Origin of the sequence: Pseudomonas sp. NPDC086112 (genome assembly GCF_044746425.1) — a bacterium.
Lineage (GTDB): Bacteria > Pseudomonadota > Gammaproteobacteria > Pseudomonadales > Pseudomonadaceae > Aquipseudomonas.
This window is the reverse complement of sequence record NZ_JBIVCD010000008.1, coordinates 22,845-43,493: the sequence shown is the minus strand read 5'-3', so window position 1 is coordinate 43,493 and position 20,649 is coordinate 22,845. Positions and strand designations below refer to the sequence as shown.

Here is a 20,649-nt window from a genome sequence, read left to right as displayed (position 1 = left end):
TGAGGGTAGACCATCCTTGAAAAATAGCAGGCTATCGAATTAATAGCCTTTTTCTATTCCCGGTGTTGCCTGCAACACTGAAACCATCCAACGGGCGATCGTTGAAAATGACCGCCTTACCCTAGATGACTACAAATCCGGTACACAGTTCTGAAAAGTTGTAGACGCTCACACCTCATCCTTAAGCTTGAGTAGGGGTTCCTGAAAGCGTAGCAAACGCCCGGCATTCCCGAGCACTAATAACGTGCTCAAGTTGTGTAACAGCGCGGCAATCATCGCCCCTGCCGCCCCAAGCCAGCCGAATGCGGCGAACGCGACGATGGCGAGGGTCCAGCCCAACCCGATAATCACATTGACCTGCAAGGTCTGGCGGCATTGGCGACTCAAGCGCACACAGGTCCCGAGCCGGCGCAGGTCGCTGCCGATCAGTACGATATCGGCCGAAGCCAGCGCGATGTCCGCACCGCCTGCGCCCATCGCCACGCCGACCACACCAGCCTTAAGCGCCAGGGAATCGTTGATGCCGTCTCCCACCACCATCGGCCGGAATCCGCTGCCGATTTCTTTCAGCACACGATTGAGTTTGTCCTCGGGCAAGGCCTGGGCTTCGACATCGCTGATGCCCACGTCCCGGGCCAGCGTGTGCGCAACGCTTTGCCGGTCCCCGGTGAGCAATAACTGACGACCCAGACCCAATTCACGCAACTCACTCAGGGCAAACCGTGCCTCGGGTTTAATACTGTCAGCGAGCAACAGCCAGGCGAGAAATTCACCGTTGAGTGCCAGCCCGGCAATCGGGCCGTCGTGTTCGGGCACAGCGGATGTGGCGATGCCCAATTGTGCGAACAGCTCCGGACGACCGAGGGCCGCTTCCCCCTGTTCGGTCATCGCCACGACACCCAACCCCTGACGCTCATGAATGTCAGAGAGCAGCAGAAAGTGTTCCTGAGTGACCAACCCGGCCAAGGCGCGGCTGACCGGGTGACTGCTGGCAGAACCGAGGCTAGCGGCGAGCTTCAGTACGTGACTGCGATCTTCCAGCGGACTGTCGATGGATTGCAGGCGCAAGGTGCCGAATGTCAGGGTTCCGGTCTTGTCGACCACCAAGGACGTCAGGTCAGCCAACTCTTCGAGGAACGCCGAGCTGCGAATCAGAATCCCGTGCCGAGCCGCCACCGCCACCCCGGCAATGGCCGTGGCCGGTGCCGACAACACCAGCGCGCAAGGGCAAGCCGCGACCAACACTGCGAGCATCGCTTGCGCATCGTTGGTAACAAACCAGGTCACAGCGGCCAGCAGCAACACCAGCACCATATAGCTGCCAGCGTAGCGTTCGAGCAAACGTGTGATCGGCGGCTTGGAACGTTCGGCACTTTGCATCAGCGCAATGACTTTACCCAGGGTCGATTCGTTACCGGTGCGGGTCACTTCAATGCGCAGCAGGCCATCAAGATTGATCGCCCCGCCGAATACCGACATGCCCACATCCGCCTCCATTGGCACCGACTCACCGGTAATCGATGCGGTATCGAGGCTTGCCTGGCCGGACAACACCCGGCCATCCGCTGGCACGCGATCACCGGCACGCACCTCCACGAGGTCACCGGCCTTGAGGGTGCCGTTGTCGACTTCAACGACGGAACCGTCAGCCTGAATCTTGCGCGCATGGCTGCGAGTCAGTTTGCCGAGGGCATGAATCGCTTCCTGGGAACCGATCACGCTGCGCTCTTCCAGCACGTGGCCGAAGATCATGATGATCGGCAGCAACGCCGCAGTGAGCAGATCGCCCGTGGCCCAGGCACCGAGCATGGCCAGGGCGATCAGTTGATCGGTGATCCCGTGCAGGCTCGGATAACGCAGGCTGTACCACGCCGAGCGCATGACCGGCACGGCTACCAGCAAGGAAGCAAAACCCAACAACAATTGACTGACACCGGTCTGCTCCGGCGACAACCAGCGCCAGATCAGGCCTAGCGCAAGCAAGCCCAGAGCAAGCATGGCCAAGGTCAACTGGCGCGCGGCGCTACGTTGTTCAGCCGAGGACAACATGCTCGGCGCGGCGGCGGTTTGGGCAGTCATTGCGCAGCTCCCTGAATGATCAGGCGGGAATCATCTTTCGGATCAACCGTGGTCACCGAGCCGGCCTGCCCGAGAATCTTCGGCATCCGCTCACGGTAAATACGCAGCAGCATTTGCGGGTCAGTGCCCTGCTGTTGCGCCTTGGCCAAACTCAGCACTGTGGCGGTGTCGGCAGAGGCTTTGGCCAGGCGTTCGCTGGCTTGGGCGTGAGCCACTTGCAGCGTGCGGTCGGCTTGTTCGTTGGCGCTCTGAGTCAGCTTCTCGGCTTCAGTGCGCGCGTTGGCCACGGCTTTGTCGGCCTGCTGGCTGGCGGTTAACACCGCGTTGAACGCGTTCACCGCCGGGCCGGGCAGACTCGATTGCACATCGACCCGCGCCACTTCAATGCCCATCCCCTGCCCGGTCGCCGTCAGTTCGGCCAAGCGTTGATTGATGCCCCGCACCAGATCGCCACGTAGACGTTCGCGGCGCTCAGCGGCCTGATTGTCGGCGCCGATCAGTTCCGGTCGAGCCACCAGAATGGTGTCCAGGTCTCGTGCGGCGGTGAGCGCCACAGCACTGCGCGTCACCAGCCGGTCCAGTGCCGGCAGCACATGTTCACCCTGAAGAACGAAGGCATAGGGTTCGGTTACTTTATAGAACACCCGCACATCCAGTTGCACCACGCCTGCGTCTCCGGTCAGCAGATAACCGGAACCGGCGAGCGCATCGCTGATGGGCGTGGCGAAACTCGCGACTCGATCCGCCTGCAATGCAGCATCCGAGCGCAGCAGACTTTCCACCCGACGTTCGATCACCCGATCCGCTGCCGGCAACAAGATTACCCGCTCGAACGGGCGCGGCCATGCCAACAGCAAACCGGCATTTTGAATGCGATCCAGTGCGCCAAAGTGCAGCACCACGGCACGATTTTGCGGGTCGATCTGCCGCACATTGGAAAATGCCCACGCCAACGCAGCCAGCACGGTCACGGCGTACAGCGCCAGAAAAGCCAAGCGCCCGGCCTGAATCCAGGGGCTGCTCAACTCATGTGTTCCACGTGGAACTAAATTCATGGCTGCGACCCGGACTTGTTATCGAGTGTTGGCGGCCCGTCAACCAACACCCGGAACGGCGCCGCATCGGTACGCAAAATCAGTTTGGTGCCTGGCGTGACGATAGTGCCCAAGGTATCGAGAGAGCGCAGCAAGTTGTAGAGCTGCGGTGAACCCGCATAGGCACGGCCGTATATCTGCGCCGCTTCGACGCGGGATTGGGCTTCGATGTCCGCAGCTTTCACCGTCGCATCAGCTTGCACGATTCGCGCATCACGCTCGGCCGCAGAGCGAATTTGCGCCGCTTCACGCTTGCCGATGGCCGTGCGTTCAGTGGCGATGGTTTCACGCTCGGCGCGCATGCGATCGACAGTCGCGGTGAGCGTCACCGACGGCAAGGTCAAACGCTCGATGCCGACTTGCAGCACTCGCACGCCATAAGTGGTGAGCAACTGTTGATCGATCTGCTGACGCAGCTGCGCTTCAAAATCGGCGATGCGCACTTGATTGGCATCGGTGTTCACCAAATTGGCCAGATCGAAACTGCTGGCGGTGGTTTCCAGCGCCGAGCCGACAAAGGTGCGGATCTGCCGCGCGGCTTCGTCCGGCTGGTTCTGTACGGCGCGCATAAAGCGTTGCACGTTGTCCGGATCACCCTGCACCTGCCAGGCCACGTAGGCTTGCACGATGATGCGCAGACCATCGCGCGTGCCCACATCCTGCAAACCGCTGGAGGTGGTACGCAGCCGCAGATCCACCGGGATCGCCGCCTCGAACGGTGCCGGCCAGCGCCAGCCAAGACCGGGTTCCAGCAACACCCGCGATGGATTGCCGAAGCGAGTGATGACCGTGGCCTCTCCCGAACGCACTTGCACCAGGCTCGCCGCCGCAATGGCAAACACCACCAGCAACGCCGCCCATCCCATTCGCCGCCACGGGAAAGGGCCTGCTTCGTGTGGATCACCGTGGTGATGATGGTGATGGCCGTGGTGATGTCCGCCATGGCCGTGATCGTGGCCAGCGTGGTCATCGTGATCGCGATTGTGTGTAGGCGTCGGCTGGCTCAATGGACGGCTCCTGGCTGAACGGTATTACGCGGCGGCGCAGGATCAGCCGGCAGCGTGAAGGTACGTAGGTCGATGGTCGGCGCATTGCTGCTGCCGCCCAAACGATGATCGAGAACCAGCAGCTTGGCGTTGGCCAAACCTTGGGTCAGTTGACTGAGGTATTGCTCCAGCACGAAGGCCTGGCCGGCGCTGGAAAAAGCCTTTCGCTCGGCGGCAAATTTCAGGTCGGCGGCCTGAGCGGTCGAGTTGATTTCATGAGCACTGGCCGTGGCTTGATCGTGAGCGATGCTGGCCTGCAATTGCGCCTGGCTGGTCGCCTCGGCCGCAGCCCCGCGCTCACGGGAAATCAATGCCTGAGCTGCAATCTGCGCCGCTTGCACGCCGTGATAAGCATTGGCCGCCCCCGCTGGCGGGTGGATGGCCTCGACCACCGTGGCGAGAATTTCCACGCCGCTGTCGAGTTTTTGCAAGTCAGCCTGCACGGCACGGCCGATCTCTTCGGCCAGCCCTACCCTGTCCTCGCCAAGCAAACCATCGAGGGTTCGCGAGGCGAAATCGTGCACCAGAATCCGGCTGGCGGTGCTGCGAATCAACGTTGGCACATCGGCGCTGTTGTACGTTGCTGCCAGCGCCGCCTGATCGCTCAGGCCGATGCGATAGACGAAGCGCACGTCCATGTTGACGATCTGGAAGCTCTGTTTTTCGGCGCGGCTACTGGCGATGACCTGGGATTTGTCATTCACATGGCTGGCGTCCCACAAGCGATTGGCAATCGCCGGTGCCGGGCCTTCGGCAGGTTCGGCCGCGACCGGTGCCGACGCTTCACCGACACTGGTGGCCAACTCGTGGACCACACCGTTCTCGACGCTCAGCACACGACCCAGCGGCCATGGCAAACCGGCGTGCAACCCAGGGCCGAACACCTCCACCGGTTTGCCGAAACGCTCGTAGATACCGCGCCCTTGCAGGGGAATTTCGTGAATACCGGTGAGCGACCAACCCACGATGACCACCACTGCCAGCACCGGCAAAAACGCCCGGCGCATGTAGGTAAAGGCCCATATTTGCCGCAGGTCGATACCGAAGCGGTTGTGCAATTCGTGCTGCAACGCAAGCAAAGGTTGCGGTGGCCAGCGCAGCATATCGGCGACGAAGCTTCGCGCCAGCAAGGTTGGTTCCAGCTGTTCACGACGGGGACTGAACAACGACAACACGGCCCGCAGCAGCAACTCGACGGCGACCAGCCCCGGCAGCAAGCCGATCAGCACCGCCAGACGCGCCGGCCAGACTGATGTTTCGCTGCCGAACAACAAACACAGTGCGCTGAGCACCAGGCAAATAATCGCGACCCGTGTCAGCTGCGCCAACGGCCCTGCTTCGGGCCAGTGGGCGACGTTTTCCTGTACCAGTTGCCGCTCCAGCACCAGCAAACCGAAAGCCAGCAGCAACGATAGCGTGGCGCCGACACTGGCCGACAATCCCAGCGCGGCGGGCGGCAAGGTCAGATTCCAGACTTGCTCGATGCTGTACAACGTCAATAACGCCCAGCCAGCCAACCATAGCGTCGGCGCACCGATCTGCCCCAGCAAGCGCAACCAACGTTGGCTGATCCGGTCCAGCAACCGCTCGTACCAGCCTTCAGCGGCAACGACTTCCTCAGCGACAACCACCGGCACCGACAATGCCGGATTCATCGCCCGTGCGCGCCACTGCGTTACCCACCAGGCCGATTGCAGGCCGGCGACCAGCACCAGCAAACCGGCGCTCTGATTGACCAACAACGCCGGCCAGAGCGACTGCGGTGCAAATAGCCCGACAAAAAACGCCAGCACCAGCCCGATCGCCGCCAATGCCCCCAAACCCATTGCGAATTGCCGCAATCGACGCCCTTGAACGACCGCCTGCTGAAAGCGCGGCAGCGCTGCTATTTGTGCCCCATCGCCATCGAGATCGACTTGCATACCACCCCAGCCATCGCTCACATCACAGTTCGTTACGATATAACGAAAGTGGTGAAATATTCGTCGTAAATCGCTCTATCTAAAAGCGCCGGACCTGTCGCCAAGCTGAAGCCTTGACCGAAATGGCTCGAAACGCACATATTACGTTCGTAATTTTTATCAAAGACTACTTTTATCGATCCTGCCCCTTTCACCAGGAGTACCACCATGAGCACCTATGACGTCGTGATTCTGGGCGCAGGCCCCGGCGGTTATAACGCAGCGATCCGCGCCGGCCAGTTGGGTCTGAAAGCAGCCTGCGTGGAAGGCCGCGCCACTCTGGGCGGGACCTGCCTGAATGTCGGTTGCATGCCGTCCAAAGCCCTGCTGCATGCCTCCGAACTCTACGACGCGGCCATGGGGGCGGAATTCGCCAACCTGGGGATTGAGGTCAAACCCGTCCTCAACCTGGCCCAGATGATGAAACAAAAGGATGAAAGCGTTACTGGGCTGACCAAAGGCATCGAGTTTCTGTTTCGCAAAAACAAAGTCGACTGGATCAAGGGCTGGGGCCACATCGACGGGCCGGGCAAAGTCACGGTGACCGACAGCCAGGGCACCAAGACCGAACTGAGCGCCAAGGACATCATTATCGCCACCGGTTCCGAACCCACTCCCCTGCCCGGCGTGGACATCGATAACAAACGCATCCTCGACTCCACGGGCGCGCTGTCACTGGGCGAAGTGCCGAAGCACTTGGTGGTGATCGGTGCCGGGGTGATCGGCCTGGAGCTGGGCTCGGTATGGCGGCGCCTGGGTGCTCAGGTGACGGTGGTCGAATTTCTCGATCGAATCTGCCCCGGTGTGGATGGCGAAGCGGGCAAGACCCTTCAGCGCTCATTGAGCAAGCAAGGCATCAGCTTCAAGTTGAGTTCGAAAGTCACCAGCGCCACGACATCAGCGAGCGGTGTTCAGCTCAGCGTCGAACCGGCCGCGGGTGGCACCGCCGAGTTGCTTGAAGCCGATTACGTGTTGGTGGCCATTGGTCGGCGCCCTTATACCCAAGGCCTGGGGCTGGAAAACGTCGGTCTCGCCACGGACAAACGCGGCATGCTCGCCAATAAGGGCCACCGCACCGAAGCCGCTGGCGTCTGGGTTATCGGTGATGTCACGTCTGGGCCGATGCTCGCCCACAAGGCCGAAGACGAAGCCATGGCCTGCATCGAGCAAATCGTCGGTAAGGCCGGCGAGGTCAATTACGACCTGATCCCCAGCGTGATCTACACCAAACCGGAGCTGGCCAGCGTTGGCAAGACCGAAGAACAGCTGAAAGCCGAAGGTCGCGCCTATAAGGTCGGCAAATTTCCCTTCACCGCCAACAGCCGGGCGAAGATCAACCACGAGACTGAAGGCTTCGCCAAAGTATTGGCCGATGAGCGCACCGACGAAGTCCTCGGCGTGCACCTTGTGGGCCCCAGCGTCAGTGAAATGATTGGCGAGTATTGCGTGGCCATGGAGTTCAGCGCCTCGGCCGAAGACATCGCCCTGACCTGTCATCCACACCCGACCCGCTCCGAGGCATTGCGTCAGGCGGCAATGGATGTGGAGGGGATGGCGACGCAGATGTAGGGCCGATGATTTTGCGGTGACTGAACTGGCGCTTTCGCGAGCAAGCCCGCTCCCACACTGGTTCTGTGAACACCACAGATCAAATGTGGGAGCGGGCTTGCTCGCGAATGGGGCGACTCGGTCTAAAGCGGCAAATGCCCCAGCGGCAACGCCCCCGGGGTCTTCACCGTGTGAATCGCAAAGTTGCTGCGAATGTCGCTCACACCCGGCAGTTTCAGCAATCGCCCGGTGAGAAAACGGTCATAGGCGCGCAAATCCGGCACCACCACCTGCAGCAGAAAATCCGATTCCCCTGACACCAGGAACGCCGAAATCACCTCAGGCAATGCCGTCACGGCCAGGCGAAAGGCTTCGGCCTGTTCATCGTTGTGTCGTTCAACTTTGACCCCGACAAACACCGTCAGCCCAAGGCCCACTTCATCTCGATCCAGATTGGCCTGATAGCCGCGAATCACTCCCGCCTCTTCCAGCATCCGTACCCGACGCAAACAAGGCGAGGCAGACAGGCCAATCTCGTCGGCCAATTGCACGTTGCTCAGGCGACCGTCCCGTTGCAGCGCCGCGAGAATCTTGCGGTCGTAGGCGTCCAGTTTCATGGTTTGGCAGATCCCGATAGTTCGCTCATCAAAAAATAGCAGGTTATGCCAAATATCGAAGCTTTAGAAGCTGACTACGCAACCACCTGCCCTGCTCTTCAGCCATAGACTGACCTCACCAAATCGACAACGAATGGGGTGCAACATGGCAGGACTCTGGCTGTTTTTCATGGCATTGGCGGTGGTGTACCTGTTGCCCGGCCCGGACATGATTCTGCTGTTGCAGACCGGCGCGCGTCAGGGCAAAGGCGCGGCGCTGGCCACGGCGTTGGGGCTCGGTGTGGCACGTGGTTGTCATGTGGCCTTGGCTGCGTTGGGTTTGGCGGCGCTGTTCAAGACGGCACCCTGGACCTTCGACGTGGTGCGCCTGGTCGGGGCCGCGTACCTGCTGTGGATCGGCATTCAGTGCCTGCGCACCACGATGCTGCCGAGCTTGAACAGTGCAGGCTCCACTACTGAAAAATCGCATTGGCGCGAGGCGATCCAGCGCGGTTTGCTGACCAATCTGCTCAACCCCAAGGCGCTGCTGTTCTGTTCGGTGCTGTTGCCACAGTTCATCGAACCTCACGCCGGGCCAGTGCTCGCGCAATTTGCAACGCTGGGCGTGATGTTGGTCGGTGTCGGGTTGTTGTTCGACAGTGCCTATGCGTTGGTCGGCGCCGCACTGGGCCGCTGGCTGCAACGCAGTCCCTCGGCCCAGCGGGTGCAACAGTGGTTGTTTGGTAGCCTGCTGATCGGTTTTGCGGTGCGGCTGACTTTTGTGCAACAAGCGTGATTACTGTCGCGCCTTGCGCTGGCGTCGATTGATCAGCACCAGCGCTACCGCTGTAAACACCACCACACCGCCCGTTTGCAGCCATTTTTTATAAGGTCGCAATGCCGAGCGGACCGGACTCAATGCCTGGCTTACGTAACGTTTGTCCGCATTCTGGAAGTCTGGATAAGGACAATGGTGACCGAAGTTCACCGCCCAATCCACGTACGGACCTTCTTTCACATACCGTTGGTAGAAGGCACTTTCTTCTTCAAGGCTGGTGTTCCACCCCGCCGCCGCACACAACACCGCCGCAAAAGCCTGGCTGGTATGAGGCAGATTATCGGCAGCACGACTGGCCAAAGCCGTTGCGACATAACGATAGTGATAGCGCTCATCGGGTTGAGCGGCGCTGGCTTGCTGACGCACGACCTCATCTTCAGCCACTAACGGGCCGACCTTTAGCTCACGGCTCTCAAGGCTGTAATTACCACCGAACGTGGCGTAATCCGGCGCCATTTCGTAGCCGAGAAGCTCCATGCCCCATTGGCGTGTCGTCCACGCGGCATTGAACAACGCCGCGGCACGTTTGGTCGGCCACCAGGCAGCGTCCGCCTCCTGACGCAATTGCCCATACGCCTTGGCCTTGTTCTGCAGATCGACGTTGTCGAAGTAAGCCGGCGCTTCGTCATAACGCCCTTCACGCAACAAGCGCCGCCCGAGCAAATTGCGCAGGTTCGCGGCTACCGGCAACGGCACATAATTGTCGCGATCCTGCTGGCTGAGCGGTGGCGGTGCGGGCACTTGAGTGTCGACGTACTGCTTGAGTTCATCGAGGGTCAGCACCCGCTCGGCAACGGTGGCCGCGTCGTACCAGTAAATGCTTTGGCTGCGATAGAGCTGGTCAAAGGCTTGCAGATAATCGCCGCGTTGCAGGGCCAGGATTGCGCTTTCGCCGTCGACCCGGCACTTGGGCTGCACCGTTTCGTAATCCCAGTCCGGGGTCCGTCGTTCACCCCAGGACTCGTTCTGCGGGAAGGCCTGGGCGGCCTTGGCGTAGGCCGCAGCGGCAGCGCCTTTGTCGCCATCACGCAACGCCAGTTTCGCCCGCAGCCACCACGCGAGGCCGCCGTCACCGGCCTGTTCGAGGAAGCCTTTGGCACTGGCGTAATCGCCCTGCTGATAGTTCATCGCCGCCAGGCGATCCGCGTTATCCAGGCTGCCGCGGGTGCTGTTTTGCAGCAGCTTGATCAGTTTCTGTTCGCTTGGCGGCTGATCACCGAATGACCAGCCCAGTCGACTGATCAACGACGCCGTCACCAGTTGCTGCACCGCTTTGCCCTTGAGCAACACGGCCAGTTGATCGTCGGGCATTACCATCAGATCGGCCATCAACAACTTCAACGAGCTGTAGCCCACCGCCGAACCGTGGAGGTTCTGCGTGGCGTAGAGCTCGATGGCGCTGTCCCAATCGCCAGCGGTGCGGGCCACTCGCGCTTCTTCACCGAGGCTGGCAACACCCAGTTCCAGCGGGTCGCTGAAGCCGTCGATACTCAGCCGACGAGTTTGCTCGAAAGCCTTTCGGGATTGAGCCAACAGGTCGGGACCTGCGCCCGCCTCTGAACCCATGGCAAACAGTGTCCGCCCCAACGAGTAAGCCGCCCAGGTACTGCGCAATGCGCGTTGATCCGCCGGCAGCGCCAGCACTTTCTGAAAATATTCAGCGGCCAAACCATGGTCACCGGCGTTGAACGCCACCGCGCCCGCCAGATAGAACATGTGTTCGGCCGGCAGGCTGGCGCCTTGCTCTTCAACCTGACGGGCATCGGTCAGGCTGCGCAGCTGTTGCACCAGCGCTTGCTGCTTAGGCGTCAGACCGGCCTGTTCGGCGGTATTCCGCTGACCCGCGTAATCCGGCGCATCGCCGTAACCGTCCCCCGGAATGTTGGTGGCTGCAGTGACATTTTTCAGTCCCGCGATGGCATGCCCGAGGCGACTGATCTCAAAATTGAAGTTGCCTTCCGGCAGTTCCGCCAGCGACTGGCCACGGTTGTCCAGCAGGCGCATGGGGAAGTCCGGCCCGCAGGCCAACGCCGAACCCAACGGCAGGCTGAGGCTCAGGCAAAGCAGATGGCGGGGCCAGTTACGGGTGAACATTCGAACCTCCTTGATCAATAGTTGCGCAGCGGGCCCAACCGATGGCGCGCTGCCCGCCGGCGGGGATTCGACCCTCGCGCAGGCGGGTGAAGGTAAGCAGATCCGGGCGCTGTTGCAATGCATAACCGGCCAATGCATCGGCGCCATCGCAACCCTGCACCGCCAGTGTCAGGCGTTCGGGCCAGGTGCTGTCGAGGTTGCCTTGGTTGCTGACGCTGATGTCGTAGAGGCCGTCCTGCGCCGAGAGCTTCAGCCCCACGCGGTTGTCGAGCGTATCGCCGCGCGCCACGGCGATGAGCGTCGTCAGGCTCCAGGCCCTGCGATCATTGGCCAGCGGCAGGCGAAACCAGATCAGCCCGGCCAGATGAGCCGGTGGATCGGCGCGCAACTCGGCGCCGAGTTTGCTCAGTTGCAGCGGATCCGCCAGTAACTCCCTGCGTTTGCCGCCCCGCTCGATGGGCACCTCGCTTTCCACAACCGGCGCACCACCATCCCCCGGCAACAGCGCCACGCCATAAGCCGGTAGCGCCAGATAAAACGGTTTCGAGGTGATACGGCTCCAGGCTTTGGCCCACTGCCGTGCCTGATCCGGGTCGAACAGCCCACGCAGTGGATCGCTCACCGCGTGCACCTGCAAGACGCTGCTGTCGACGGTCGCCAGCAGCGCCGGCAATTCAGGGCTGTCGAGCCAGGCCGGCAATGCCGTGATGCTCAGTGGCAAGGAAGCGGGCAGAACGGCGCGCAAATGCGTGAGGAATTCGCGGTAGGCCGGTAGCCGGGCGTTGCCCGCATCGTGGTCGATTTCCACGCCGGAGAGGATCACCCCCTGCCCTTGCCAATCGCTGAGCATCTGCTGGATGTGCGCCGTGACCTCGTCCTGATCCAGACCCTTGAGCTGGCCGTCCAGACGAATAACCGCTATCAGCGGTCGACCGTCACGCTTGAGCAGCACCGGATCGATTCGCGCCCGGCTCCAGCCGGCCTGCGCAAACGCCTGCAAGGCCAGCACACGCAAGGTCGAGAAATCGGCACGGCTGTCGCGCAGCGCGGCGTCATGGGCCGGCGTCCATTGGCGTTGCCAGACGTAGAGTTGCTGATCGAGCGGCGGCGCGTCCTGTTGCTCGCAACCATTGAGCAACAGCAATGCGGCAAGCAAGGCCGACAGACGAATGAAAAACACAATGAGCCCTCATCCTCTGTGGCGAGGGAGCTTGCTCCCGCTCGGCTGCGCAGCAGTCGCAAATGCAGCCCATAGGGTGTGTCTGATGAAATGAAGGGGCTGCTTCGCAGCCCAACGGGAGCAAGCTCCCTCGCCACAATTGATCGAATACGAATTCCCGGCAGCCTACTCAGCCATTGGCTTGCGGGCAATGATCACCTGACTTTTCGCCACCACCGCATCCAGCGCCTGTTTAATCTGCGCACCCCGTGGCGAGGACAGCACGGCTTGCCAGGTGTCGGCCCAATGGTTGAGCAACGGATGGTCGGCGTTGCTGAAATCGACCTTGGCCTCCCAGAACAACAGCATCCACATCGACCAATAAAACCCGTACTGGCTGTGGCTGATGACTTCCAGGCCGGCGTCGCTGACCATCGCCTTGAACTGCTCTTCGCTGATGATGCGAATGTGGTTGGGCTTCTGGAAATACTCCGGCGCGGCGATGTCTTTTTGCAGGTCTTCGGAACTGGGGTGCGGAACACTGAGCAAATACAGCGCCCCGGGCTTGCCGACCCGCACCAGTTCGGCGAGGAACTGCGCCGGATCGTCGACGTGCTCGATAACTTCGGTGGACACCACCCGGGTCGCGGTCGCGTCGGCAATCGGCAGCGGATTACAGTCCGTGACGTGGCACTCGATGCCCCGAGCCGGCGTGTCGCTCAAGCGCTGACGAGTCGCTTCGACCTTGGCGGCGTCGATGTCGGCAATGATGATCTTCGCCCCGCGCATGCCGCAGAAATGCACGTTGCCCCCGTCACCGCAGCCCACATCCAGCAACGTGTCCTCGGGGCTGACCGGGAAACCGGTGAATAGCTCACCGGTTTGCTGGTTGAACCAGCCGCTGAGCATCGCGTCGTGCAGGCCGAGCATGTACGGGTCGACTTTCTCGGACACCGAGGTTGCTGGCATCAGCGGCTGCGCGGCAGCGGACGTGCCCGCCGTGAGTTTCTTCAAAAGGCTCAGCATGAGGTGGCTCCAGAGGATGGAAGGACTGATGGGGACATACGCAAGCGTTGCACCAGATGGGCACCCCGGTTGCGCAAGGGCAGCTCGATGAATCGGTAGTTGAGTTCACTCAGCAGCACGATCAGGGTCATGGCGCAAAACAGCGCCAGTGCCGGCTGCATCGCCACGTCCTGCCAACCGACGGGCGCGAAACGAAACCAGCCTTCGCGCACGGCAAAGAACGCCGGAATGTGAATCAGGTAAATGCCATAGGAACGGGCGCCCAACCAGACCAGTATTTGCTTGAGCTTGCCCTTGGGCAGCAGGTAATCGCGATTGTAGGAAGCGATCCAGACCAGCAGCGCGCACAACAAGGCAATCGCGGCGACCCGATAGCTCGCCAGATTGAAAGGTGTGCTCGCCAGCACGCTCAGTGCAGCCCCCAGCCCGATCAAAATCAACAGGCCTGACCAACGACGGCGCAACAATCGTGGCTCCCAGGTCAGATAGCTCGGCCTCGAGCTCCACATTGCCAGCAACACGCCCAATGCCAGGGCATCGGTCCTGATACTCATCAACAGCGCTGAACGCCAAGTGAACAGTTGCACGGCAACCAAAGCCAGCAACACCCACACCAACCGCTTGCGGCAGACGAGGATCAGTAAGGGCAGCAACAGGTAGAACTGCTCTTCAAGGGACAGGCTCCAGTAAACGAAACTGGCACCGTATTCGAAGCGCATGAAGCTTTCGGCAAAGCGCAAATTGGCCAATTGCAGAAAGCCCGCCAGCGTCGCCTGCAGATTGGCCTGCACCGTGCCAAAGGCGCCCGAATGATTGAAAAACAGTGCGCCCGCTAACATCAGCAACAGCCACAACCAGGCGGATGGCAACAGACGAAAGGCCCGGCGAATCCAGAAATCGCGGGTTTCCAGCCAGAAGGCCTGCGGTGTCTGGCAACCACGCAGCAGCGGAATCAAGCCTCGGGCGATGACAAACCCGGAGATGACAAAAAACAGGTCCACACCCCACCAGAATTGCCCGTGGGCCGTGCCCGACTCGAAACCCGGCAGCCCACCCGGAAATGGCATGGTTTGCAGGTGATGCACCAGCACGCCAAGCACAGCGATCCCGCGCAACAACTCGATGTCGAGAATCCGTCGACTGCTCATCGCGCAGTCCCGGCCTTTGAATCGGTCGCCATCGGTTTACGTGCAATGATCACCTGACTCTTGGGCATGAACTGATCGAGCATCTGCTTGATCGCCAGTCCATTGGGTTGCGCCAGCAGGTCTTGCCAGGTTTTCGCCCAGCTCTCCATCAGTGGCGGATACGGCGCCTGAATCCGGTCACGTACCGCGCCGCCCAGGTCGCGACCGGCTGCGCGCTCGCTGGCCCAGAAGAAAATCATGCCCATCACCCAGAAAAATCCGGTCGCCTGACGATGCTCGATCACCAGGCCGGCGTCCTCCACCAGCGCGGCGAAGCGTTCCGGGGTAAAAATCTGTACGTGATTGGGCGACTGGAAATAGCTGGCCGGGGCGATGCCCTGTTGCAAATGCTCGCCCACCGGTGCCGGCACGCTCAGCAGATACTGCGCACCCGGACGGCCCATGCGCACCAACTCGGCCATGAACGGCTCGGGCTGATCGATGTGTTCGATCACTTCCATGCACACGACCTTGCTTGCGCAGCCATCGGCCAGCGGCAAGGGCAGGCTATTGCTGACCAGCCCCAGGCTTGGCTTGTCCGTCTGCGCGTCCACTTGCCGGGCCAGGTCTCGGACCTTGTCATGTTCACTGTCAGTAAAAATCACCGACGCGCCCTGACGTACCGCAAACAGCGTCGCAACGCCCTCACCGCAACCGACATCCAGCAGAGTGTCGTCCGCCGTGATCGCAAAGCCCTTGAGCAATTCGCCGCTGTCGTTCAAAAACCAGCCATCGAGGATGGCGTCGTGCAAGCCGACATCGCGCGGCGATACGCTGTCTTGCGCAACCGGTGCAGGCACAGCTTTGGGTTGCGCCACCGGGCGCAGCCGCCTCATCAATGCGCGGATCATGCCTCGGGGGTTTCCACGGCAGCCGCAGCGCGGGTTTCGAATAGCCGGGCAAGGAATTCTTTCAGACGCTGTTCAGTGGTTGCCTGGCCGCAGAAGTTTTGCAGGCTGGTGACCGCGTGGGCGGACATCCTTGCATAGCGTTGCGGGTCGTCTTTGGCCACGTCATAGCTGGCCCGATAGGCCGTGCATAACGAGGCCCAGTTGGTGATGTAGCGCAGGGTGCGAAACGCCTTTCGCGGGTCGTGGGGCCAGGCCGTCAGCTCATCCGTGGAGTCGATGAGGAAAGCATTGTCGGCGTCCAGATAATCGATCATCGCCGTGGTGCGCGGCGCCACTGCCGGCTTGCCGCATGACATGAACTCCATCAGCGGCAGGCACTGGCCTTCGCCGTAGGACGTATTCACCACGTAACTCGTGGCCTGCACCAGACGCTCGTAGTCCGCATCCGCAAGGTAGCCGTAAATCAACACGATACGGCAGCGGTAGGACTGGTTTTTGTACAGGTGATGAAGGATATCGGTCAGCGCTTCTTCGGCATCGTGGTGCGTCAGTTTGAGCACCAGCGTGGCGTCTTCTACCTCGCGGAAGGTCACGCAAAAGGCACTCAGCATGTCTTCCCAATTCTTGCGCCCGTCGCCGGGATTGAACACCGAGGTGTAGATCACACCATCGAGCACCAGCTCCTGTTCACGAGCGGGCGCCTGAAAGTCGATGCCCTTGCCGGCACGCAAATGCGCAGGACCAAAGGCCCGCAGATCAAGTTGGCGACTGTCCGCCAGCAAGCCTTTGATCTTCAATCGCACCTGGCAGGCCTTTGGCTGACGCTGCAATTGCGCACCGCGTGCAGCAAAGCGATCCCACACCGGTGCCGGTACCGCGACGATCGGATAGTCGGCGCCCATGGCTTCGCGCACGGCATTGACGGTGTAGCTGGAATGGGTGATTGCCGCACCGCTCGCGCGCAATACCGTGCGCCAGTCATTACGCGGTTCACCGGCGAACGGCTCATTGGGAATGGTGCTGAATTCCCACGCAAACACTGCCAGGGTCGGACAGGCAAAATGAACCGGCGTACGATGCGGCGGCGAGAACGACAGGAACACACAGTCTTCGCCACGGGACAGACAGTCGAGGTACAAAGCGTCGACTTCAGTCTGCGGGTCGCTGACTTCCACTACCCGCCCCAGTCGCTCCAGCACCGGTCGATACTCTTTGAGCACGAAGTAGTAGCTGTACTCCGAACGGCCCAGGTTCTGGGCAATGGTCCGCTGGTTGGTTTCTGAATAAATGATGATCAGCATGAGGCGTTATCCGTGACGGTCGCTGCCGACACACCGTGTGGCGCCAGCCCGAAAAAGTCCGCCAAGCGTTGTTGCACTGGAGCGAAGGCGCAGTAATCGTGCATGCGCTCGACCGCGGCGTGAGACATGCGCTGATACTCCAGCGGCTGTTCCTTGGCGATCCGGTAGCTGTTTTCGTAGGCCGTTTTCAACGACCCCCAGTCCGGTCGATAACGCAGGGTCCGATAGATGATGCGGGTGTCCTGAGGCCAGATGGTCAGCTCTTCGCTGGACTTGACCACAAACGCCACGCGCTCATCGATGTAATCCTCCATGGCTGTGTGATCCGGCGCGATCACCGGTTTGCCGCTGGCCATGAACTCCATCAGCGGCAGACACAAGCCTTCGCAGCGGGAGGCGTTGACGTAATAACTCGCCGCCTCATAGAGCCGGGCATATTGCGGATCGTCCAGGTAACCGTGCATCACCACCACCCGGCAGGCGAACGGGGACAGTTGCGCCAGCAAGGTCATCAACTCGGTGTAATAGGACGACAGATCGTTCTGGGTAATCTTCAGCACCAGTGTGGCATCCGCGGTGTCACGGAACGCCCAGCAGAATGCGCTGATCAGTTGATGCCAATTCTTGCGCCCGTCCTTGGGATTGAACACGGTGACGTAGACCACGCCGTCGACATGGGTCTGAACCTGTTCCGTAGTGTCCGGAAGGTCCACGGGTGCTGGTATATGGACCGGCACCGACTGTGGACCGGCAATGCTCGGGAAGTATTTTGCGAGCCTGGAGTGAGCCGGGTCAGACAACAGATCGCGAATCCCCTCCCAGTACCACTGGCTCAGAAAATGAGTGCGATGGACCGGCACCGGTTGCGCCTTGCCCAGGTCCAGCGCCCACAGACGCAAGTAGTGCCTGGCGATGACGAAGCGGCGCTTCAGGGTTAGCGGCGGCGGGCGCAAGGCCTCGAGTTCCGCCTGTTGCTCAGGGGTCAGCGGCGGTGGAATCAGCGAGTCGGCGGACAGCCCCAGCTTACGGGTATCAAGGATGCAGCCCTTGATGTCGAGGGTCGAACCGGCATTGACCGGCACACTGGTATGGCGGCTACGGATGGCCGCGAAGTTTTCCCACAACGGGGTCGGCAAGACCAACACCGGAAAGTCTTCGCCCATGGCCCGACGGATCGCCCGGGCCGTATGACTGGAGAGCGTAATCACCCGGCCCTGGCGCGCCAGCATGCGGGTCCAGTCCTGCCGTGGATCGTTGTCCCACTGCTCATCGGGAATCGAATCGAACTCCCAGGCCACCACGCACATTGTCGGGCACTCAAGGTCGTTCGGGGTTTTCTGCGGCGGGGTGAAAGACAGGAACAGGCTGTCTTCGCCGGCGGCACGCAGTTGCCTGTAGAGAGGATCGACCTCGGCGGTGGAGGACACCACATGCACCCGCCCAAGGCTTTCGAGCACCGGGCGATAAGCCTTGAGCACGAAGTAGTAACTGTATTCGGGACGACCGAGGCTCTGGCTGATGGAACTGTCGTTGACGTCCGAGTAAAGAATAAAATTCATGGCATCCCACGATGAAGCCGCCATCCCGGCAACCTCACTCTATGACGGCAAAGCCACGGATCGAGTCGGTGTGTCGTCCTCGTCTATAGTCTTCGTGTCCGTCTACGTTCTTGTTTTAGTGGTCAGTTTCGCGGAGTTTCAAAATAACCCTGCCGAACCCTGGGCGATCGTGACGAGGGGCATTCTAAACACATCCGTTAAGGGTTCGTGAACCGCTCGGCGAGAATAAATAGACCTGCGAAAACGAGAACTGACCGGTCACGGTGGGACTTATTGAAATTGCTGCGCAATTGGCACAGATTGGCTACCAAACAACTACAACAACGACTTCTCCAGTTTTCCTACGAAGATTTTTCTTCGGTCTGACAGACTTTCCCTAAAGCCTGCGGGAAATGGCAGAAGTTCAGAATTGAGGGGACCGCGGCTTGAAAAAGCGTCTGTTCGTAACGGGTCTGAGTGGATTCGTAGGACAACACATCCAATCTCGTCTGAAGGCTGATGCCTCGGAATGGGAACTGCTGCCTGCCCCTTCCCGTTACGATCTCGTACAGCCAGAAAGCCTTGAAGGCCTGTGGCCGGAGATGCCCGACGCGGTCATTCATCTGGCCGGCCAGACCTTCGTTCCCGAAGCCTTTCGTGATCCGGCACGTACGCTGAATATCAATCTGCTGGGCACCCTTAACCTGCTTCAAGCCCTCAAAGCCCGTGGCTTCGCCGGTACGTTCCTGTACGTCAGCTCCGGTGACGTCTATGGCCAGGTCCACGAAGCCGATCTGCCCATCACCGAACGCCAGCCACCCTGCCCGCGCAATCCTTATGCCGTTAGCAAACTGTCGGCGGAGTTCCTGAGCCTGCAATGGGGCCTGAGCGAAGGCTGGCCGGTGCTGGTCGCTCGCCCGTTCAACCACATCGGCACCGGGCAGAAGGACAGCTTCGTCATCGCCAGCGCGGCGCGGCAGATCAGTCGAATCAAGCAAGGCCTGCAAACGCCGCAACTGGAAGTCGGTGACATCGACGTCACTCGCGATTTCCTCGATGTGGGCGATGTGGTGTCGGCCTACTTCGCCTTGCTGGAAAAAGGCACGTCGGGACAGGTCTACAACATTTGCTCGGGGCGCGAGCAGAGCATTCGCAGTTTGATCGAACAGCTGGGGGATCTCGCCCAGGTCGATATGCAACTGATTCAGGATCCGGCGCGTCTTCGCCGCGCGGATCAGCGTCGCGTTTGTGGCAGCCATGCCAAGCTTGCCCAGACCACAGGATGGACGCCTGAAATCACAACACAACAATCCTTGCGGGCGATCCTGTCCGACTGGGAGAAGCGAGTACGACAAGAATGACAAAAAGTGCTTTGATCACAGGGATCACCGGTCAGGACGGCGCCTATCTGGCCAAGTTGCTGCTCGACAAAGGTTATAAAGTCCATGGCCTGGTGGCGCGGCGCAGCAGCGATTCACGTTGGCGACTGCGCGAGACGGGGATCGAGGGCGATATCGTCTATCTGGATGGCGACATGGCCGATGCCTGCTCGGTGCAGCGTGCGGTGATCAAGTCAGCGCCGGACGAGGTCTATAACCTGGCCGCGCAAAGCTTTGTCGCCGCCTCCTGGGATCAACCAGTGACCACCGGCATCGTCGATGGCCTGGGTGTGACTCACCTGCTCGAAGCGATCCGTCAGTTCAGTCCGCACACCCGTTTCTATCAAGCGTCCACCAGCGAAATGTTCGGCTTGATTCAGGCCGAGCAGCAGGACGAAAACACACCGTTTTATCCGCGCAGCCCTTACGGCGTGGCCAAACTCTATGGCCACTGGATCACGGTGAACTATCGCGAAAGCTTCAACCTGCACGCCAGCAGCGGGATCCTGTTCAACCACGAATCACCGCTACGCGGCATCGAGTTCGTGACCCGTAAAGTCACCGACGCCGCCGCCCGCATCAAACAGGGCAAACAGCAGGAACTGCGCCTGGGCAACATCGATGCAAAACGCGATTGGGGATTTGCCGGCGACTACGTCGAAGCCATGTGGCTGATGCTGCAACAGGACAAGCCTGACGATTATGTGGTCGCCACCGGGGTGACCACCACCGTGCGCGAAATGTGCCGCATCGCCTTTGATCACATTGGCCTCAACTACCGCGACTACGTGAAGATCGACCCGGCATTTTTCCGCCCGGCCGAGGTAGAAGTGCTGCTTGGCAACCCGGCCAAGGCCCAGCGCGTACTGGGCTGGAAGCCAAAAACCGATCTGGACACCTTGATCCGCATGATGATGGATGCGGACATGAAACGCGTTGCCAAGGAGTAGGC

The 20,649-nt window shown here is 60.7% G+C and carries 16 protein-coding genes; 4 read left to right on the top strand and 12 right to left on the bottom strand.

All coding sequences use genetic code 11. The features are described from left to right. Window positions 1–168 precede the first annotated feature (168 nt). Genes ACIPLA_RS08340 through hflK (ACIPLA_RS08325) form a run of 4 tightly spaced genes read right to left on the bottom strand, consistent with a single transcriptional unit; the run spans window position 169 to window position 6,141 of the window. Complete coding sequence (locus ACIPLA_RS08340; RefSeq protein WP_218395665.1) at window positions 169–2,079, bottom strand: cation-translocating P-type ATPase; 1,911 nt, start codon at window positions 2,077–2,079, stop codon at window positions 169–171. Next, entirely contained in the window at window positions 2,076–3,134 is a 1,059-nt protein-coding gene (hflK, locus tag ACIPLA_RS08335) for a protease modulator HflK (protein WP_218395667.1), read from the bottom strand. Before hflK (ACIPLA_RS08335) ends, ACIPLA_RS08340 begins: the two co-directional genes overlap by 4 nt. Further along, the gene (hflC, locus tag ACIPLA_RS08330) at window positions 3,131–4,180 is read right to left on the bottom strand and encodes a protease modulator HflC (protein WP_218395669.1); all 1,050 of its coding nucleotides are present in this window, start codon (window positions 4,178–4,180) and stop codon (window positions 3,131–3,133) included. Before hflC ends, hflK (ACIPLA_RS08335) begins: the two co-directional genes overlap by 4 nt. Then, complete coding sequence (hflK, locus tag ACIPLA_RS08325) at window positions 4,177–6,141, bottom strand: protease modulator HflK (protein WP_401172956.1); 1,965 nt, start codon at window positions 6,139–6,141, stop codon at window positions 4,177–4,179. Before hflK (ACIPLA_RS08325) ends, hflC begins: the two co-directional genes overlap by 4 nt. A gap of 207 nt (window positions 6,142–6,348) precedes the next feature. Here hflK (ACIPLA_RS08325) and lpdA point away from each other — a divergent pair, with 207 nt between their 5' ends. Then, window positions 6,349–7,749 (top strand): dihydrolipoyl dehydrogenase, encoded by a 1,401-nt coding sequence (gene lpdA / locus ACIPLA_RS08320; protein ID WP_401172901.1) that lies wholly within the window; start codon window positions 6,349–6,351, stop codon window positions 7,747–7,749. A 122-nt stretch (window positions 7,750–7,871) separates the two neighbouring features. Here lpdA and ACIPLA_RS08315 read toward each other — a convergent pair whose 3' ends face one another. Continuing rightward, window positions 7,872–8,345, bottom strand: coding sequence for an Lrp/AsnC family transcriptional regulator (locus ACIPLA_RS08315; protein WP_007896573.1), 474 nt, complete (start codon window positions 8,343–8,345; stop codon window positions 7,872–7,874). 145 nt (window positions 8,346–8,490) lie between these two features. Here ACIPLA_RS08315 and ACIPLA_RS08310 point away from each other — a divergent pair, with 145 nt between their 5' ends. Then, the gene (locus tag ACIPLA_RS08310) at window positions 8,491–9,120 is read left to right on the top strand and encodes a LysE family translocator (RefSeq protein ID WP_192345162.1); all 630 of its coding nucleotides are present in this window, start codon (window positions 8,491–8,493) and stop codon (window positions 9,118–9,120) included. Here the strand turns inward: ACIPLA_RS08310 and ACIPLA_RS08305 are convergent, their stop codons facing one another. The 7 genes from ACIPLA_RS08305 to ACIPLA_RS08275 all read right to left on the bottom strand — a co-directional run bounded on the left by ACIPLA_RS08305 (window position 9,121) and on the right by ACIPLA_RS08275 (window position 18,339). Continuing rightward, complete coding sequence (locus tag ACIPLA_RS08305; RefSeq protein ID WP_401172900.1) at window positions 9,121–11,256, bottom strand: hypothetical protein; 2,136 nt, start codon at window positions 11,254–11,256, stop codon at window positions 9,121–9,123. Then, window positions 11,243–12,439 (bottom strand): DUF3142 domain-containing protein, encoded by a 1,197-nt coding sequence (locus ACIPLA_RS08300; protein ID WP_401172955.1) that lies wholly within the window; start codon window positions 12,437–12,439, stop codon window positions 11,243–11,245. Before ACIPLA_RS08300 ends, ACIPLA_RS08305 begins: the two co-directional genes overlap by 14 nt. A gap of 162 nt (window positions 12,440–12,601) precedes the next feature. After that, window positions 12,602–13,441 (bottom strand): class I SAM-dependent methyltransferase, encoded by an 840-nt coding sequence (locus tag ACIPLA_RS08295; RefSeq protein ID WP_401172899.1) that lies wholly within the window; start codon window positions 13,439–13,441, stop codon window positions 12,602–12,604. Next, entirely contained in the window at window positions 13,435–14,589 is a 1,155-nt protein-coding gene (locus ACIPLA_RS08290) for an acyltransferase (protein ID WP_218395679.1), read from the bottom strand. The genes ACIPLA_RS08295 and ACIPLA_RS08290 overlap by 7 nt, the downstream gene beginning before the upstream one ends. Beyond that, entirely contained in the window at window positions 14,586–15,479 is an 894-nt protein-coding gene (locus ACIPLA_RS08285) for a bifunctional 2-polyprenyl-6-hydroxyphenol methylase/3-demethylubiquinol 3-O-methyltransferase UbiG (protein ID WP_218395681.1), read from the bottom strand. Before ACIPLA_RS08285 ends, ACIPLA_RS08290 begins: the two co-directional genes overlap by 4 nt. Next, window positions 15,476–16,780, bottom strand: coding sequence for a glycosyltransferase (locus ACIPLA_RS08280; protein ID WP_401172898.1), 1,305 nt, complete (start codon window positions 16,778–16,780; stop codon window positions 15,476–15,478). The genes ACIPLA_RS08285 and ACIPLA_RS08280 overlap by 4 nt, the downstream gene beginning before the upstream one ends. Then, on the bottom strand, window positions 16,774–18,339 hold the full coding sequence (locus ACIPLA_RS08275) for a glycosyltransferase (RefSeq protein ID WP_401172897.1): 1,566 nt from the start codon (window positions 18,337–18,339) through the stop codon (window positions 16,774–16,776). Before ACIPLA_RS08275 ends, ACIPLA_RS08280 begins: the two co-directional genes overlap by 7 nt. Window positions 18,340–18,764: 425 nt before the next feature. Between ACIPLA_RS08275 and ACIPLA_RS08270 the strand changes: the two genes are divergently transcribed. Both ACIPLA_RS08270 and gmd read left to right on the top strand, forming a co-directional pair. Continuing rightward, window positions 18,765–19,679: a GDP-mannose 4,6-dehydratase gene (locus tag ACIPLA_RS08270; RefSeq protein WP_401172896.1), complete on the top strand. Its 915-nt coding sequence runs from the start codon at window positions 18,765–18,767 to the stop codon at window positions 19,677–19,679. Further along, window positions 19,676–20,647, top strand: coding sequence for a GDP-mannose 4,6-dehydratase (gene gmd / locus ACIPLA_RS08265; protein ID WP_030132531.1), 972 nt, complete (start codon window positions 19,676–19,678; stop codon window positions 20,645–20,647). Before ACIPLA_RS08270 ends, gmd begins: the two co-directional genes overlap by 4 nt. Window positions 20,648–20,649 lie beyond the last annotated feature (2 nt).